15 protein-coding genes, 3 tRNA genes, 2 rRNA genes and 2 other RNA genes (1 of these 22 cut by a window edge) are annotated in these 16636 nt (G+C 43.8%); 18 read left to right on the top strand and 4 right to left on the bottom strand.

Translation table 11 applies throughout. The features are described from left to right. The first annotated feature begins 50 nt into the window (after positions 1 to 50). The 7 genes from guaB (at position 51) to trnSL-Ser1 (ending at position 6520) form a co-directional block, all read left to right on the top strand. On the top strand, positions 51 to 1517 hold the full coding sequence (guaB, locus tag BSU_00090) for an inosine-monophosphate dehydrogenase (protein ID NP_387890.1): 1467 nt from the start codon (positions 51 to 53) through the stop codon (positions 1515 to 1517). Positions 1518 to 1669: 152 nt separating this feature from the next. Next, positions 1670 to 3001, top strand: a complete 1332-nt coding sequence (gene dacA, locus BSU_00100; RefSeq protein ID NP_387891.1) for a D-alanyl-D-alanine carboxypeptidase (penicillin-binding protein 5) — start codon at positions 1670 to 1672, stop codon at positions 2999 to 3001. 196 nt (positions 3002 to 3197) lie between these two features. Further along, positions 3198 to 4082, top strand: a complete 885-nt coding sequence (pdxS, locus tag BSU_00110; RefSeq protein ID NP_387892.1) for a glutamine amidotransferase for pyridoxal phosphate synthesis; pyridoxal 5'-phosphate synthase complex, synthase subunit — start codon at positions 3198 to 3200, stop codon at positions 4080 to 4082. A gap of 21 nt (positions 4083 to 4103) precedes the next feature. Next, the gene (gene pdxT / locus BSU_00120; protein NP_387893.1) at positions 4104 to 4694 is read left to right on the top strand and encodes a glutamine amidotransferase for pyridoxal phosphate synthesis; pyridoxal 5'-phosphate synthase complex, glutamine amidotransferase subunit PdxT; all 591 of its coding nucleotides are present in this window, start codon (positions 4104 to 4106) and stop codon (positions 4692 to 4694) included. A 52-nt stretch (positions 4695 to 4746) separates the two neighbouring features. Next, positions 4747 to 4959, top strand: an RNA gene (tboS, locus tag BSU_misc_RNA_1) — T-box riboswitch specific of serine tRNA ligase. Between the two features lie 56 nt (positions 4960 to 5015). Continuing rightward, positions 5016 to 6293 carry a seryl-tRNA synthetase gene (gene serS, locus BSU_00130; protein ID NP_387894.1) on the top strand — a complete coding sequence of 426 codons (1278 nt, stop codon included), beginning with the start codon at positions 5016 to 5018 and terminating at the stop codon, positions 6291 to 6293. Positions 6294 to 6427: 134 nt separating this feature from the next. Further along, positions 6428 to 6520 (top strand) — tRNA-Ser (trnSL-Ser1, locus tag BSU_tRNA_7). 111 nt (positions 6521 to 6631) lie between these two features. Here the strand turns inward: trnSL-Ser1 and dck are convergent. From dck to yaaI, 4 genes are all read right to left on the bottom strand, one after another. Beyond that, on the bottom strand, positions 6632 to 7285 hold the full coding sequence (gene dck, locus BSU_00140) for a deoxyadenosine/deoxycytidine kinase (RefSeq protein ID NP_387895.1): 654 nt from the start codon (positions 7283 to 7285) through the stop codon (positions 6632 to 6634). Further along, positions 7282 to 7905, bottom strand: coding sequence for a deoxyguanosine kinase (gene dgk, locus BSU_00150; RefSeq protein NP_387896.1), 624 nt, complete (start codon positions 7903 to 7905; stop codon positions 7282 to 7284). The genes dck and dgk overlap by 4 nt, the downstream gene beginning before the upstream one ends. A gap of 98 nt (positions 7906 to 8003) precedes the next feature. Next, positions 8004 to 9287, bottom strand: a complete 1284-nt coding sequence (sleL, locus tag BSU_00160) for a spore peptidoglycan N-acetylglucosaminidase (protein NP_387897.1) — start codon at positions 9285 to 9287, stop codon at positions 8004 to 8006. 69 nt (positions 9288 to 9356) lie between these two features. Further along, on the bottom strand, positions 9357 to 9902 hold the full coding sequence (yaaI, locus tag BSU_00170; protein ID NP_387898.1) for a putative amidase (isochorismatase family): 546 nt from the start codon (positions 9900 to 9902) through the stop codon (positions 9357 to 9359). Positions 9903 to 9987: 85 nt separating this feature from the next. On the opposite strand from yaaI, the gene tadA reads away from it, so the two are divergent. The 11 genes from tadA to rrnA-23S form a co-directional block, all read left to right on the top strand. Next, positions 9988 to 10473 carry a tRNA specific adenosine A34 deaminase gene (gene tadA / locus BSU_00180; protein NP_387899.1) on the top strand — a complete coding sequence of 162 codons (486 nt, stop codon included), beginning with the start codon at positions 9988 to 9990 and terminating at the stop codon, positions 10471 to 10473. A 41-nt stretch (positions 10474 to 10514) separates the two neighbouring features. Then, positions 10515 to 10868, top strand: an RNA gene (scr, locus tag BSU_misc_RNA_2) — small cytoplasmic RNA (scRNA, 4.5S RNA), signal recognition particle-like (SRP) component. A gap of 81 nt (positions 10869 to 10949) precedes the next feature. After that, on the top strand, positions 10950 to 12641 hold the full coding sequence (gene dnaX / locus BSU_00190; protein ID NP_387900.2) for a DNA polymerase III subunit tau subunit: 1692 nt from the start codon (positions 10950 to 10952) through the stop codon (positions 12639 to 12641). 23 nt (positions 12642 to 12664) lie between these two features. Then, entirely contained in the window at positions 12665 to 12988 is a 324-nt protein-coding gene (ebfC, locus tag BSU_00200) for a nucleoid associated protein (RefSeq protein NP_387901.1), read from the top strand. 14 nt (positions 12989 to 13002) lie between these two features. Further along, positions 13003 to 13599 (top strand): recA filament-DNA complex stabilisation factor, encoded by a 597-nt coding sequence (recR, locus tag BSU_00210; RefSeq protein NP_387902.1) that lies wholly within the window; start codon positions 13003 to 13005, stop codon positions 13597 to 13599. A gap of 17 nt (positions 13600 to 13616) precedes the next feature. Beyond that, a complete protein-coding gene (gene yaaL, locus BSU_00220) occupies positions 13617 to 13841 on the top strand; it encodes a hypothetical protein (RefSeq protein ID NP_387903.1) in 225 nt (74 codons plus the stop codon). A gap of 66 nt (positions 13842 to 13907) precedes the next feature. After that, positions 13908 to 14171 carry an inhibitor of the pro-sigma(K) processing machinery gene (gene bofA / locus BSU_00230; RefSeq protein NP_387904.2) on the top strand — a complete coding sequence of 88 codons (264 nt, stop codon included), beginning with the start codon at positions 13908 to 13910 and terminating at the stop codon, positions 14169 to 14171. 243 nt (positions 14172 to 14414) lie between these two features. After that, positions 14415 to 15968: ribosomal RNA gene (rrnA-16S, locus tag BSU_rRNA_4) — ribosomal RNA-16S — on the top strand. Positions 15969 to 16067: 99 nt separating this feature from the next. Next, a tRNA-Ile gene (trnA-Ile, locus tag BSU_tRNA_8) sits at positions 16068 to 16144 on the top strand. Positions 16145 to 16155: 11 nt separating this feature from the next. Beyond that, a tRNA-Ala gene (trnA-Ala, locus tag BSU_tRNA_9) sits at positions 16156 to 16231 on the top strand. 81 nt (positions 16232 to 16312) lie between these two features. Continuing rightward, positions 16313 to 16636: ribosomal RNA gene (gene rrnA-23S / locus BSU_rRNA_5) — ribosomal RNA-23S — on the top strand; it runs 2603 nt beyond the window's last position. Together the 16S and 23S rRNA genes with 2 tRNA genes alongside form the textbook arrangement of a ribosomal RNA operon.

Genomic DNA, 16636 nt, shown 5'->3' on the forward strand with positions numbered 1-16636 from the left:
TAGTTGATAATCTACATATAATATTTTGCCGAAAAGAGGGGGATTTACTAATGTGGGAAAGTAAATTTTCAAAAGAAGGCTTAACGTTCGACGATGTGCTGCTTGTACCAGCAAAGTCTGAGGTACTTCCGCGTGATGTGGATTTATCTGTAGAACTTACAAAAACGTTAAAGCTAAATATTCCTGTCATCAGCGCAGGTATGGACACTGTAACAGAATCAGCAATGGCAATTGCAATGGCAAGACAGGGCGGCTTGGGCATCATTCACAAAAATATGTCCATTGAACAGCAGGCTGAACAAGTTGATAAAGTAAAGCGTTCTGAGCGCGGCGTTATCACAAATCCCTTCTTTTTAACTCCTGATCACCAAGTATTTGATGCGGAGCATTTGATGGGGAAATACAGAATTTCCGGTGTTCCGATTGTAAATAACGAAGAAGACCAGAAGCTTGTTGGAATTATTACAAACCGTGACCTTCGTTTTATTTCTGACTACTCAATGAAAATCAGCGACGTCATGACGAAAGAAGAGCTAGTTACTGCATCTGTAGGAACTACTCTGGATGAAGCTGAAAAGATTTTGCAGAAACATAAAATTGAAAAGCTTCCTCTCGTAGATGACCAGAATAAATTAAAAGGTCTTATCACAATTAAAGACATTGAAAAAGTCATTGAGTTCCCGAACTCATCTAAAGACATTCACGGCCGCCTGATCGTTGGCGCGGCAGTTGGTGTAACTGGCGATACAATGACTCGCGTCAAAAAGCTTGTTGAAGCCAATGTTGATGTGATTGTTATCGATACAGCTCACGGACACTCTCAAGGCGTTTTAAACACAGTCACAAAAATCCGTGAAACGTATCCCGAATTAAACATTATTGCTGGAAACGTGGCAACAGCTGAAGCGACAAGAGCGCTTATCGAAGCTGGAGCAGACGTTGTCAAAGTTGGAATAGGGCCTGGTTCAATTTGTACTACACGTGTTGTAGCCGGCGTGGGTGTTCCGCAAATTACAGCAATTTATGATTGTGCGACTGAAGCAAGAAAACACGGCAAAACAATCATCGCCGACGGTGGGATTAAATTCTCTGGCGATATCACTAAAGCATTGGCAGCCGGCGGACATGCTGTTATGCTCGGAAGCTTGCTTGCAGGCACATCAGAAAGCCCTGGTGAAACTGAAATCTACCAAGGCAGAAGATTTAAGGTATACCGCGGCATGGGATCAGTTGCTGCAATGGAAAAAGGAAGTAAAGACCGTTACTTCCAAGAAGAAAACAAAAAATTTGTTCCTGAAGGAATTGAAGGACGCACACCTTACAAAGGGCCAGTTGAAGAAACCGTTTATCAGCTAGTCGGAGGCCTTCGTTCTGGTATGGGGTATTGCGGGTCCAAAGATCTGCGTGCGCTAAGAGAAGAAGCTCAGTTCATTCGCATGACTGGCGCAGGACTTCGCGAAAGCCATCCGCATGACGTACAGATTACAAAAGAATCACCTAACTATACAATTTCATAATAAATTGTTACAAATTAAAAACATTTGACAGGGTCTCTGACTCTGTCTATTTTTTTTATACTGATTATGATAAAATTTATACTGTTGTGCATTGAAAATGTCCTTAACGGCTTAATTATAGATGAAGAAAATGAAATACGGAGGTCGTACGATTGAACATCAAGAAATGTAAACAGCTACTGATGTCATTGGTTGTGTTAACTCTAGCTGTCACGTGTCTGGCTCCAATGTCAAAAGCGAAAGCAGCCAGCGATCCAATTGATATCAATGCATCTGCTGCTATTATGATCGAAGCTTCTTCAGGTAAAATTCTTTACAGTAAAAATGCAGATAAGAGACTGCCAATTGCGAGTATGACAAAAATGATGACAGAGTATCTGTTATTGGAAGCAATTGATCAAGGTAAAGTGAAATGGGACCAAACCTATACGCCTGATGACTATGTGTATGAAATTTCCCAAGATAACAGCTTATCAAACGTTCCTCTTCGGAAAGACGGGAAATACACAGTAAAAGAATTATATCAAGCTACAGCAATTTATTCTGCAAATGCTGCTGCTATTGCGATTGCAGAAATCGTTGCCGGTTCTGAAACTAAGTTTGTTGAAAAAATGAATGCAAAAGCAAAAGAACTAGGCTTAACAGATTACAAATTTGTTAACGCAACAGGTCTTGAAAACAAAGATCTTCACGGGCATCAGCCTGAGGGGACAAGCGTAAATGAAGAAAGTGAAGTTTCTGCAAAGGATATGGCGGTTCTTGCGGATCACTTGATTACTGACTACCCTGAGATACTGGAGACTTCCAGTATCGCCAAAACGAAATTCAGAGAAGGCACCGATGATGAAATGGACATGCCGAACTGGAATTTTATGCTGAAGGGGCTTGTCAGCGAGTATAAAAAAGCGACTGTAGACGGACTGAAAACAGGTTCTACTGACTCTGCGGGTTCATGCTTTACAGGAACAGCTGAACGCAACGGTATGCGTGTCATCACTGTTGTTTTAAACGCAAAGGGCAACCTTCATACAGGCCGTTTCGATGAAACGAAAAAAATGTTTGATTATGCTTTCGACAATTTCTCCATGAAAGAAATTTATGCTGAAGGCGATCAAGTAAAAGGCCATAAAACAATTTCAGTTGATAAGGGTAAAGAGAAAGAAGTAGGCATTGTGACAAACAAGGCGTTCTCTCTTCCTGTCAAAAATGGTGAAGAAAAGAATTACAAAGCGAAGGTCACACTGAATAAAGACAACTTAACTGCTCCTGTGAAAAAAGGAACCAAGGTTGGGAAGCTGACTGCGGAATACACAGGTGATGAAAAGGATTACGGATTCCTTAACAGCGATCTGGCTGGCGTAGACCTTGTTACAAAAGAAAATGTAGAAAAAGCAAACTGGTTTGTTTTGACAATGCGCAGTATCGGCGGATTTTTTGCCGGAATTTGGGGAAGCATTGTTGATACGGTAACCGGCTGGTTTTAATCAATTGAAAGAGCTCTGATGGATGTTAGGGCTCTTTCGCGTAATATACTGAAAAAACCCAATTTTTAATAAAAAATGATTTTCAAAGCGCTAAAAACCGAATAAAATAGTATATATGCATATGAATTATTGGATTTCTAGGATACAATAAGGATTAGAAATCATATAACTATACCTTGATTAGGGGGACCAAGAAATGGCTCAAACAGGTACTGAACGTGTAAAACGCGGAATGGCAGAAATGCAAAAAGGCGGCGTCATCATGGACGTCATCAATGCGGAACAAGCGAAAATCGCTGAAGAAGCTGGAGCTGTCGCTGTAATGGCGCTAGAACGTGTGCCAGCAGATATTCGCGCGGCTGGAGGAGTTGCCCGTATGGCTGACCCTACAATCGTGGAAGAAGTAATGAATGCAGTATCTATCCCGGTAATGGCAAAAGCGCGTATCGGACATATTGTTGAAGCGCGTGTGCTTGAAGCTATGGGTGTTGACTATATTGATGAAAGTGAAGTTCTGACGCCGGCTGACGAAGAATTTCATTTAAATAAAAATGAATACACAGTTCCTTTTGTCTGTGGCTGCCGTGATCTTGGTGAAGCAACACGCCGTATTGCGGAAGGTGCTTCTATGCTTCGCACAAAAGGTGAGCCTGGAACAGGTAATATTGTTGAGGCTGTTCGCCATATGCGTAAAGTTAACGCTCAAGTGCGCAAAGTAGTTGCGATGAGTGAGGATGAGCTAATGACAGAAGCGAAAAACCTAGGTGCTCCTTACGAGCTTCTTCTTCAAATTAAAAAAGACGGCAAGCTTCCTGTCGTTAACTTTGCCGCTGGCGGCGTAGCAACTCCAGCTGATGCTGCTCTCATGATGCAGCTTGGTGCTGACGGAGTATTTGTTGGTTCTGGTATTTTTAAATCAGACAACCCTGCTAAATTTGCGAAAGCAATTGTGGAAGCAACAACTCACTTTACTGATTACAAATTAATCGCTGAGTTGTCAAAAGAGCTTGGTACTGCAATGAAAGGGATTGAAATCTCAAACTTACTTCCAGAACAGCGTATGCAAGAACGCGGCTGGTAAGAACATAGGAGCGCTGCTGACATGTTAACAATAGGTGTACTAGGACTTCAAGGAGCAGTTAGAGAGCACATCCATGCGATTGAAGCATGCGGCGCGGCTGGTCTTGTCGTAAAACGTCCGGAGCAGCTGAACGAAGTTGACGGGTTGATTTTGCCGGGCGGTGAGAGCACGACGATGCGCCGTTTGATCGATACGTATCAATTCATGGAGCCGCTTCGTGAATTCGCTGCTCAGGGCAAACCGATGTTTGGAACATGTGCCGGATTAATTATATTAGCAAAAGAAATTGCCGGTTCAGATAATCCTCATTTAGGTCTTCTGAATGTGGTTGTAGAACGTAATTCATTTGGCCGGCAGGTTGACAGCTTTGAAGCTGATTTAACAATTAAAGGCTTGGACGAGCCTTTTACTGGGGTATTCATCCGTGCTCCGCATATTTTAGAAGCTGGTGAAAATGTTGAAGTTCTATCGGAGCATAATGGTCGTATTGTAGCCGCGAAACAGGGGCAATTCCTTGGCTGCTCATTCCATCCGGAGCTGACAGAAGATCACCGAGTGACGCAGCTGTTTGTTGAAATGGTTGAGGAATATAAGCAAAAGGCACTTGTATAAAACAGTTGAAAGCTGTGGAAACTTATAGTACATTATAAGCACAAATAAAGATCGAAAAGCGTTGATAGGAACTAGTAGGGAGCCTCTCTTTCTAAGAGAGCCGATGGTTGGTGCGAATCGGTGAAAGATGCTGTCTGAATCCATCCTTGAGCGAAATGCTGAAGCGAGTAGGCATTTACGGGATAACCGTTATGTTTGAAAGTGGAAAACGAGTCTTTGATTTGTTTTCAATCAGGGTGGCAACGCGAGAGCTCTCGTCCCTTTATGGGGATGAGGGCTCTTTTTATTTTCGATAAATCAATAAAAAAAGGAGTGTTTCGCATGCTTGATACGAAAATGCTGAGAGCAAATTTTCAAGAAATTAAAGCAAAGCTTGTACACAAAGGCGAAGACTTAACTGATTTTGATAAGTTTGAGGCGCTGGATGATAGACGAAGAGAGCTTATCGGCAAGGTTGAAGAGTTAAAAGGAAAACGAAATGAAGTTTCTCAGCAGGTTGCTGTGCTGAAGCGTGAGAAAAAAGACGCGGATCACATTATTAAAGAAATGCGTGAAGTCGGCGAGGAAATTAAAAAGCTCGATGAAGAATTACGGACAGTGGAAGCTGAGCTTGATACAATCCTGCTCTCAATCCCGAATATTCCGCATGAGTCTGTACCTGTCGGTGAAACAGAAGACGACAACGTAGAAGTGCGTAAATGGGGTGAAAAGCCTTCATTTGCTTATGAGCCGAAGCCGCACTGGGATATTGCGGATGAGCTGGGTATTCTGGATTTTGAACGTGCTGCCAAAGTAACAGGAAGCCGTTTCGTGTTCTATAAAGGCTTAGGTGCTCGTCTGGAGCGTGCGCTTTATAACTTTATGCTTGATCTGCATGTGGATGAGTATAACTACACTGAAGTGATCCCGCCATATATGGTAAACCGCGCAAGCATGACGGGAACGGGGCAGCTTCCTAAATTTGAAGAGGATGCATTTAAAATCAGAGAAGAAGATTATTTCTTAATTCCAACGGCGGAAGTGCCGATTACAAACATGCATCGCGATGAAATCCTTTCAGGTGACAGCCTGCCGATCAACTATGCGGCATTCAGTGCTTGCTTCCGTTCTGAAGCTGGTTCAGCAGGACGTGACACACGCGGATTAATTCGTCAGCACCAATTTAATAAAGTTGAGCTTGTAAAGTTTGTGAAGCCTGAAGATTCTTATGAAGAATTAGAGAAACTTACAAACCAAGCAGAACGGGTTCTTCAGCTGCTTGAGCTTCCATACCGTGTCATGAGCATGTGTACGGGTGACTTAGGCTTTACGGCTGCGAAAAAATACGATATCGAAGTTTGGATTCCAAGCCAAGACACATATCGAGAAATCTCTTCTTGCAGCAACTTCGAAGCGTTCCAGGCGAGACGTGCGAATATTCGTTTCAGACGTGAAGCGAAAGGCAAGCCTGAGCATGTACACACACTGAACGGCTCAGGACTGGCGGTTGGAAGAACAGTTGCTGCTATCTTAGAAAATTATCAGCAGGAAGACGGAAGCGTTGTGATTCCGAAAGTGCTTCGTCCTTATATGGGGAATAGAGAAGTAATGAAACCGTAAATTATGGAAAGGCGTGCCTGACAAGGTGCGCCTTTTTGCTTATGTAAACACGGCATTTTCATAAAAACAAAAAAAGTTTTTAAAAATGCTTGACCACACGAGAACATACGTGATATAGTTAGTCTTGTCGATACGGAGGAATACCCAAGTCCGGCTGAAGGGATCGGTCTTGAAAACCGACAGGGGTGTCAAAGCCCGCGGGGGTTCGAATCCCTCTTCCTCCGCCATATTGATTTTAATTCTAATGAAACACAAGCATATATTGGAGATTGTTTTGTCCGTTGCATTCGGTGCGGCGGATTTTTTATTTTAAAGAAAAAGTGAATCTCGACTGAGATTCACTTTTTTTGATTATCATGAATAACTGAAGCAATTTGATCTACAATATTTTCAATCGAGTTTTCGTCGTTCAGAAGATCATAATCTTCAATGCGAAGTTTTAAAACAGGGCAGGCATTAAAACCGCTTATCCAGTTCTCGTAGCGTGTATGCATTTCTTCCCAATAAGACCGGCTTGTCTGAAGCTCCATCTCACGGCCGCGTTGTTCAATCCGGTTTAAAATGTTCTCCAGATCTCCTTCTAAATAGATCAACACATCTGGATGTGGGAAATACGGTGTCATTACCATTGCTTCGAAAAGGCTTGTGTAAGTCTTATAATCAACCTTTGACATTGTCCCTTTATCAGCATGCATTTTTGCGAAAATTCCTGTATCTTCATAAATCGAACGATCCTGTACAAAACCTCCGCCGGCTTCAAAAATTGTTTTCTGTTCTTTGAAGCGTTCAGCTAAGAAGTAAATTTGAAGGTGAAAGCTCCAACGTTCAAAATCATGATAGAACTTTTCCAAATATGGATTATGATCGACTTCCTCCAACGATGTTTTAAATCCAAGCCGTTTAGCTAAAGTTTTTGTTAAAGTCGATTTTCCGACACCTACTGTTCCTGCTACTGTAATAATTGAATTCTTAGGGATATGATGTTCCTTCATACGATAAGCTCCTTTACATGGGCGGCAATGCGTTCAAAGTCGCTCTTATTCAAAACGAAATCCTTTGAATCACCATCTACGGTTAACACTGTAAGTTCAGGGTCTGCTTCCTGCAGCTGCTTGATGGCGACTTCATAATCTGAAATCAGCTGCTCCAAATAGCTAGTTTCAATTTTTTTCTCAAAGGGGCGCCCGCGTTTTTCAATGCGGTGTAGCAATGTAGGCAGACTGGCCTTTATGTAAATGATGAAATTCGGCTTTGGCAGATCATCCGTTAGCAGGTGATATATCTTTTTGTATTTTTCCAGCTGATGTGGAGACAAGGTTCGTTCCGCAAAAATCACATTTTTATAAATATGATAATCAGCTATTACAGGCTGTCCCTTTTTTAAAAAGTGATCACTGGTGTCTTCAAGCTGTTTGTATCTGTGACAAAGAAAAAACATCTCGAGCTGGAAGCTCCATTCCTTTATATTGTCATAAAACTTATCAAGGTACGGGTTATCCTCTACAATCTCATTGATCATAGGGAATCCGAATTTTTGTGAGAGCATCGTTGCGAGAGTTGTTTTTCCTGCCCCGATAGGACCTTCTATTGCAATAAAAGGGGCTGTATTCATCGGAATCCTCCTTATATCTGAAAAACGTGCGTCAGTTACCGACCTTCATATTGTATCACAACCCTTGGGTGCCCCCATGAAAAAAAGACGTTTCCAAATTATCGAAACGTCTTTTTGACAACATTAAATTGATCAGACAGCAGCAGCCAGTTTTGTGGAAAGGAAAGACCCAGCTTCCAATAGCTGATGCCTCTTAAATTCAGCTCTTTAATCAGATTGAATTTTGCTTGAATCGAGCGGGCATCCTCGAACCATACCTCGTGCCTTCTGTTTTCTGCATCAGTATAGCGGAAGAAAGGAGCTTGAGCGGTTTGGTCATACTGAATGGAAGCATTGTTCTGATCAGCTATGACAATGGCTTGCTGAGGGCTTACTGCTCTTGCTGGAGTTCCCCCTGCTGTATATGGCAGCGTCCAGTCATATCCATATAAATTCTGGCCCATGACAATTTTGTTCGCAGGCATTTCAGTCAAAGCATATTCTATGACATCACGGACAGGTCCAATTGGAGAAACCGCTTGAGGCGGTCCGCCGCTATAGCCCCATTCATATGTCATGAGAACAACAAAGTCGACAATTTCGCCATGTGCCCTGTAATCATGAGCTTCATACCACCTGCCCTGCTGTGTTGCACTTGTTTTAGGAGCAAGAGCCGTAGAAATTTCTAAGCCCTCTCGATGGAAAAGATCCCTTGCTTCGCGGAGGAATTGATTATAGGCCTCTCTATCCTGGGGCCGCAAATATTCAAAGTCGAAATGAATGTCACGGAAGCCATATCTTCTGGCATTCTCGACTATTTCATTTAGAAGCCGTCTTTTTACAGTTTCGTCGTTCAAAAGGATCCGGCCAAGTTCATCGCTGAATGCCTGGTTTTCTAGGTTCGTTATAATCATCATCAATGTTGTATTTTGACTTTCTGTAATGCTCCTTAAATTCGTTAAAGGCGGTGCGACTAAGGTTCCGTTCCGCTGTGCCTGGAAGCTGAATGCGCCAAGGTAAGTTAAGTAGGGCGACGCTTCTCTGGCCGCCTGCTGGAGATTTTCGCTGACTTGATTTCCTCGGGGCTCCAAATAAGCATTTGATTCGATGTCTCGTTTAGGAGCTGGAGGGATGTATAAACGGAAACCAATCTGAAGCACGGTATTTAACTGGATGCGGTTAACCCTTGCGAGCTCGGCTGCTGTTGTATTGAACTGCCGGGCGATGGATGTCAGGGTATCACCTCGCTTCACATCATAGAACTGGCCAGCTATTGGAATGACAATGGTTTGTCCGACAACAAGGCTGTCGGGATTCGGTATTTCATTCGTTTCAGTGATGTCATTTGTGGTTGTTCTGTATTGTGAAGCGATAGCAGAAAGAGTGTCGCCTTGTTTTACCACATAAATTTGAATGAAAAACGCCTCCTTTCATATCGCTATCAATGTATGAAAGAAAAGCGCTGATCATGTTTATTTTTCTATAATTTGTTCTTCCGTCGTAATTTCTGCGAAAAGAACATTCTCCATCATGGTTAAGGCGAATTCGTTATCTTCGTCACTGTTTGACGCGATACAGTCCTTAGGAATCGTGATGCTGTATTCCCTCATATAAGCGTCATTAGCGGTAAACAGCACGCATATATTGCCGGCTATACCTGTTATGATAATATGTCTCACCTGCAACTCAGTAAGAAGGGTGTGAAGTGCTGTTTCGTAGAAAGCGGAATGTTTCGGTTTGATTAAAAAATAATCAGCATCTACCGGAGCTATCTTTGTGATGATATCCTTGCTTCTTTCATTTGTGCATTCTTGCTGTATGTTTTTAATGTCAGCTTGCCAAAGTCCATAATGATCATTGATGTAAATAATCGGCCATTCATTTTGTCTCGCGTGCTCCTTTAATGATAAAATATGAGGAACGATTTTTTCTGTTTTTTTAGCGAGGGTTTCCCCCATATCGAATTCAAAATTATTGATCATGTCTACAATGAGAAGGGCTTTATCTGCTTTGGACAATCGACAGTCTCCTTTCCGTTTCAGTTATAGTTAATATGTAGCCTTTTTAGGCAATGAAAAAACTTTGAAAAGAGAGCTTATCCTTATGACACAAGATGAACTTTATATGAAAGAAGCAATTAAAGAAGCGAAAAAGGCTGAAGAGAAAGGTGAAGTGCCAATAGGTGCGGTGCTTGTCATTAATGGTGAAATTATAGCGCGTGCGCATAATTTAAGAGAGACTGAACAGCGATCTATTGCCCATGCAGAAATGCTTGTAATTGATGAAGCGTGTAAGGCACTCGGAACATGGCGGCTGGAAGGTGCGACTCTTTATGTGACGCTTGAGCCTTGTCCAATGTGTGCTGGTGCAGTCGTACTTTCTCGAGTGGAAAAAGTGGTTTTTGGCGCATTTGATCCGAAAGGCGGCTGTTCAGGCACGCTAATGAACCTTCTTCAGGAGGAACGCTTTAATCATCAGGCTGAAGTGGTGAGCGGTGTGCTTGAGGAAGAATGCGGCGGAATGCTCAGTGCGTTTTTCAGAGAACTAAGAAAAAAGAAGAAAGCCGCCAGGAAAAACTTGTCTGAATAGTACGGTTGCAATTTTTAGGGGAAACAGATATACTTAAGTGTGCATCGTAATAGATGCAACATAAAATTTGATATTTATTTTGCCGTGCTAAGCGGGGAGGTAGCGGTGCCCTGTACCTGCAATCCGCTCTAGCAGGGCCGAATCCCTTCTCGAGGTTCGTTTACTTTAAGGCCTGCCTTAAGTAAGTGGTGTTGACGTTTGGGTCCTGCGCAATGGGAATTCATGAACCATGTCAGGTCCGGAAGGAAGCAGCATTAAGTGAAACCTCTCATGTGCCGCAGGGTTGCCTGGGCCGAGCTAACTGCTTAAGTAACGCTTAGGGTAGCGAATCGACAGAAGGTGCACGGTAAATCAATCATCAAATTTTCAGACTCACCTAATATTAGGTGAGTTTTTTGTTATGTAAAAAGAGCTTTTGGAATCGAAACAAGGTTCATGTATAATGGGAATGATGAATAACGGAGGAGGGCAAACCCGTGAGTTACCAAGCTTTATATCGAGTATTCAGGCCTCAGCGCTTTGAAGATGTGGTCGGACAAGAACACATTACAAAAACGCTGCAAAATGCCCTTTTGCAAAAAAAGTTTTCTCACGCCTATCTGTTTTCCGGGCCTAGAGGAACCGGAAAAACCAGTGCAGCCAAAATATTTGCTAAGGCTGTCAACTGTGAACATGCTCCTGTTGATGAGCCATGCAACGAATGTGCGGCCTGTAAAGGGATAACAAACGGGTCAATATCCGATGTCATAGAAATTGACGCCGCTTCTAATAACGGTGTTGATGAGATTCGTGACATTCGCGATAAAGTGAAGTTTGCCCCATCGGCCGTCACATATAAGGTATATATCATAGATGAGGTGCATATGCTTTCTATCGGCGCTTTTAATGCATTACTAAAAACATTAGAAGAGCCGCCTGAGCATTGTATTTTCATATTAGCAACAACTGAACCGCACAAAATTCCTTTAACCATTATCTCTAGATGTCAGCGTTTTGACTTTAAACGAATTACCTCCCAAGCGATTGTAGGCCGCATGAATAAAATTGTTGATGCTGAACAGCTGCAAGTGGAGGAAGGATCGCTGGAAATCATCGCGAGTGCTGCAGACGGAGGGATGAGGGATGCCCTGAGCCTTCTTGATCAGGCCATATCATTCAGCGGCGATATCCTGAAAGTCGAAGATGCGCTTTTAATTACGGGTGCTGTTTCTCAATTATATATCGGGAAGCTTGCAAAATCCCTGCATGATAAAAACGTTTCTGACGCACTGGAAACATTAAATGAATTGCTTCAGCAAGGAAAAGATCCAGCTAAGCTGATAGAAGATATGATTTTCTATTTCAGGGACATGCTGCTGTACAAAACAGCCCCTGGCTTAGAGGGAGTGCTTGAGAAAGTAAAAGTCGATGAAACGTTCCGGGAACTAAGTGAACAAATTCCGGCTCAGGCCCTATATGAAATGATTGATATTCTGAACAAGAGCCATCAGGAAATGAAATGGACAAATCATCCGCGTATCTTTTTCGAAGTGGCCGTTGTGAAGATTTGCCAAACCTCACATCAATCTGCTGCTGATCTCCCGGAAGTGGATATGCTGATGAAAAAAATCCAGCAGCTCGAACAGGAAGTAGAGCGGCTCAAAACAACGGGCATAAAAGCAGCTGCGGAAAGCCCGAAAAAAGAAGCGCCGCGTGTGCCAAAGGGCGGGAAATCCAATTACAAAGCGCCAGTAGGCAGAATTCATGAGATTTTGAAGGAAGCCACAAGACCGGATCTTGATCTGCTCAGAAACAGTTGGGGCAAGCTTCTTGCTCATCTCAAACAGCAAAACAAAGTATCACATGCCGCTTTGCTGAATGACAGTGAACCTGTGGCTGCCGGATCGGCGGCATTTGTTCTGAAATTCAAATATGAAATTCATTGTAAAATGGTCGCTGAGGATAACAACGGAGTCCGGACTAATCTTGAGCAGATTTTAGAATCGATGCTCGGAAAAAGAATGGATTTGATTGGCGTTCCAGAAGCACAATGGGGTAAAATAAGAGAAGAATTTTTAGAAGATCATCAGCAGGAAAATGAAGGATCAAATGAACCGGCTGAAGAAGACCCGCTTATTGCCGAAGCGAAAAAGCTTGTTGGAGCGGATTTAATTGAAATAAAAGACTAACAAAATGAAAGAGAGTGAATGCTATGCGTGGCGGAATGGGTAATATGCAAAAAATGATGAAACAAATGCAAAAAATGCAAAAGGACATGGCGAAGGCTCAAGAAGAGCTTGCAGAAAAGGTTGTTGAAGGAACTGCAGGCGGCGGTATGGTAACAGTAAAAGCAAACGGCCAAAAAGAAATCCTGGATGTTATCATCAAAGAAGAAGTCGTTGATCCTGAAGATATTGATATGCTTCAAGATTTAGTGCTTGCTGCAACGAATGAAGCTTTGAAAAAAGTTGACGAAATCACAAACGAAACAATGGGTCAATTTACAAAGGGAATGAACATGCCAGGTTTATTCTAGGGGGATAAAAGAACATGCAATATCCTGAACCAATATCAAAGCTGATTGACAGCTTTATGAAATTGCCAGGGATCGGACCGAAAACAGCGGTTCGTCTGGCTTTTTTTGTTCTAGGTATGAAAGAAGATGTAGTATTAGATTTTGCGAAAGCATTAGTAAATGCGAAACGCAACCTGACATATTGTTCAGTTTGCGGGCATATTACAGATCAGGACCCTTGCTATATATGTGAAGATACGCGCAGGGATAAGTCTGTTATCTGTGTTGTGCAAGACCCTAAAGACGTTATCGCTATGGAGAAAATGAAGGAATACAACGGACAGTATCACGTTCTTCACGGCGCTATTTCTCCAATGGACGGCATCGGACCGGAGGATATTAAAATACCAGAATTGTTAAAACGATTACAGGATGATCAAGTGACAGAAGTGATCCTCGCGACAAACCCTAATATAGAAGGGGAAGCAACAGCGATGTATATATCAAGGCTCCTCAAGCCGTCTGGTATTAAGCTCTCCCGTATTGCCCACGGACTGCCCGTCGGCGGTGATTTGGAATATGCTGATGAGGTCACTCTTTCTAAAGCACTTGAAGGAAGACGTGAATTGTAAGGAGGAAAAAGCGATCCATGGGTTTTCTTCGCAAGAAAACATTAAGAAGAGAGTTTGATGAAAAACTAACCGAGCAGCTTTTTAAGCAAAAGGAAGAGTGGAACAGGCAAAAAAAGCTGGTTGAAAAAAGCTTAGAACCGTCTGCTGAAGTGTTATACGAACTGAAAGTAGCTGAAGCGAAGTATTTTTTTTACTTAAGGGAAGCGAAGCAGCGAAATTTAAAAATCAGCCGGTGGAAGTAAGTGGTCTAAACTCCTGGATCTTCTCATAAGCTTGTACTAGAACAAGCGAAGGAGATGAGAAGATTCATGGAGCCTATTTTTATTATTGGGATTATTTTAGGACTGGTTATTCTTCTTTTTTTATCAGGTTCAGCAGCGAAGCCTTTAAAGTGGATTGGCATCACAGCTGTTAAATTTGTGGCAGGTGCTTTGCTGCTGGTTTGTGTAAATATGTTTGGCGGCAGTCTTGGCATTCATGTGCCGATTAATCTGGTTACAACAGCTATCAGCGGAATTTTAGGAATACCCGGAATAGCTGCGTTAGTCGTCATTAAGCAATTTATCATTTAATTGATATTATGTATTGACTTAGACAACTGAAGGTGTTATTCTAATATACGTCGCTGATGACGAACAGCTTTTTTGAAAAGAAAATGCTAAAAAGTTGTTGACAGTAGCGGCGGTAAATGTTATGATAATAAAGTCGCTTAAACGAGCGGTAAACAAAGTTCTTTGAAAACTAAACAAGACAAAACGTACCTGTTAATTCATTTTTATAAATCGCACAGCAATGTGCGTAGTCAGTCAAACTACTTTATCGGAGAGTTTGATCCTGGCTCAGGACGAACGCTGGCGGCGTGCCTAATACATGCAAGTCGAGCGGACAGATGGGAGCTTGCTCCCTGATGTTAGCGGCGGACGGGTGAGTAACACGTGGGTAACCTGCCTGTAAGACTGGGATAACTCCGGGAAACCGGGGCTAATACCGGATGGTTGTTTGAACCGCATGGTTCAAACATAAAAGGTGGCTTCGGCTACCACTTACAGATGGACCCGCGGCGCATTAGCTAGTTGGTGAGGTAACGGCTCACCAAGGCGACGATGCGTAGCCGACCTGAGAGGGTGATCGGCCACACTGGGACTGAGACACGGCCCAGACTCCTACGGGAGGCAGCAGTAGGGAATCTTCCGCAATGGACGAAAGTCTGACGGAGCAACGCCGCGTGAGTGATGAAGGTTTTCGGATCGTAAAGCTCTGTTGTTAGGGAAGAACAAGTACCGTTCGAATAGGGCGGTACCTTGACGGTACCTAACCAGAAAGCCACGGCTAACTACGTGCCAGCAGCCGCGGTAATACGTAGGTGGCAAGCGTTGTCCGGAATTATTGGGCGTAAAGGGCTCGCAGGCGGTTTCTTAAGTCTGATGTGAAAGCCCCCGGCTCAACCGGGGAGGGTCATTGGAAACTGGGGAACTTGAGTGCAGAAGAGGAGAGTGGAATTCCACGTGTAGCGGTGAAATGCGTAGAGATGTGGAGGAACACCAGTGGCGAAGGCGACTCTCTGGTCTGTAACTGACGCTGAGGAGCGAAAGCGTGGGGAGCGAACAGGATTAGATACCCTGGTAGTCCACGCCGTAAACGATGAGTGCTAAGTGTTAGGGGGTTTCCGCCCCTTAGTGCTGCAGCTAACGCATTAAGCACTCCGCCTGGGGAGTACGGTCGCAAGACTGAAACTCAAAGGAATTGACGGGGGCCCGCACAAGCGGTGGAGCATGTGGTTTAATTCGAAGCAACGCGAAGAACCTTACCAGGTCTTGACATCCTCTGACAATCCTAGAGATAGGACGTCCCCTTCGGGGGCAGAGTGACAGGTGGTGCATGGTTGTCGTCAGCTCGTGTCGTGAGATGTTGGGTTAAGTCCCGCAACGAGCGCAACCCTTGATCTTAGTTGCCAGCATTCAGTTGGGCACTCTAAGGTGACTGCCGGTGACAAACCGGAGGAAGGTGGGGATGACGTCAAATCATCATGCCCCTTATGACCTGGGCTACACACGTGCTACAATGGACAGAACAAAGGGCAGCGAAACCGCGAGGTTAAGCCAATCCCACAAATCTGTTCTCAGTTCGGATCGCAGTCTGCAACTCGACTGCGTGAAGCTGGAATCGCTAGTAATCGCGGATCAGCATGCCGCGGTGAATACGTTCCCGGGCCTTGTACACACCGCCCGTCACACCACGAGAGTTTGTAACACCCGAAGTCGGTGAGGTAACCTTTTAGGAGCCAGCCGCCGAAGGTGGGACAGATGATTGGGGTGAAGTCGTAACAAGGTAGCCGTATCGGAAGGTGCGGCTGGATCACCTCCTTTCTAAGGATATTTTACGGAATATAAGACCTTGGGTCTTATAAACAGAACGTTCCCTGTCTTGTTTAGTTTTGAAGGAACTTTGTTCCTTGAATAAGTTAAGATGGGCCTGTAGCTCAGCTGGTTAGAGCGCACGCCTGATAAGCGTGAGGTCGGTGGTTCGAGTCCACTCAGGCCCACCATCTTATATAACGGGGCCTTAGCTCAGCTGGGAGAGCGCCTGCTTTGCACGCAGGAGGTCAGCGGTTCGATCCCGCTAGGCTCCACCAACGTGTTCTTTGAAAACTAGATAACAGTAGACATCACATTCAATTAGTAACACAAGATATCACATAGTGATTCTTTTTAACGGTTAAGTTAGAAAGGGCGCACGGTGGATGCCTTGGCACTAGGAGCCGATGAAGGACGGGACGAACACCGATATGCTTCGGGGAGCTGTAAGCAAGCTTTGATCCGGAGATTTCCGAATGGGGAAACCCACCACTCGTAATGGAGTGGTATCCATATCTGAATTCATAGGATATGAGAAGGCAGACCCGGGGAACTGAAACATCTAAGTACCCGGAGGAAGAGAAAGCAAATGCGATTCCCTGAGTAGCGGCGAGCGAAACGGGATTAGCCCAAACCAAGAGGCTTGCCTCTTGGGGTTGTAGGACACTCTGTACGGAGTTACA

The sequence above is a fragment of the Bacillus subtilis subsp. subtilis str. 168 genome (assembly GCF_000009045.1).
In the GTDB taxonomy this organism is placed as follows: Bacteria; Bacillota; Bacilli; order Bacillales; family Bacillaceae; genus Bacillus; species Bacillus subtilis.

Bases quoted from the DNA above. Each gene is read 5' to 3' on its own strand.
- pdxS (NP_387892.1), top strand. From the start codon at position 3,198: ATGGCTCAAACAGGTACTGAACGTGTAAAACGCGGAATGGCAGAAATG.
- dck (NP_387895.1), bottom strand. From the start codon at position 7,285: ATGAAGGAACATCATATCCCTAAGAATTCAATTATTACAGTAGCAGGA.
- ebfC (NP_387901.1), top strand. From the start codon at position 12,665: ATGCGTGGCGGAATGGGTAATATGCAAAAAATGATGAAACAAATGCAA.
- yaaL (NP_387903.1), top strand. From the start codon at position 13,617: ATGGGTTTTCTTCGCAAGAAAACATTAAGAAGAGAGTTTGATGAAAAA.
- serS (NP_387894.1), top strand. From the start codon at position 5,016: ATGCTTGATACGAAAATGCTGAGAGCAAATTTTCAAGAAATTAAAGCA.
- tadA (NP_387899.1), top strand. From the start codon at position 9,988: ATGACACAAGATGAACTTTATATGAAAGAAGCAATTAAAGAAGCGAAA.
- pdxT (NP_387893.1), top strand. From the start codon at position 4,104: ATGTTAACAATAGGTGTACTAGGACTTCAAGGAGCAGTTAGAGAGCAC.
- recR (NP_387902.1), top strand. From the start codon at position 13,003: ATGCAATATCCTGAACCAATATCAAAGCTGATTGACAGCTTTATGAAA.
- guaB (NP_387890.1), top strand. From the start codon at position 51: ATGTGGGAAAGTAAATTTTCAAAAGAAGGCTTAACGTTCGACGATGTG.
- bofA (NP_387904.2), top strand. From the start codon at position 13,908: ATGGAGCCTATTTTTATTATTGGGATTATTTTAGGACTGGTTATTCTT.
- dgk (NP_387896.1), bottom strand. From the start codon at position 7,905: ATGAATACAGCCCCTTTTATTGCAATAGAAGGTCCTATCGGGGCAGGA.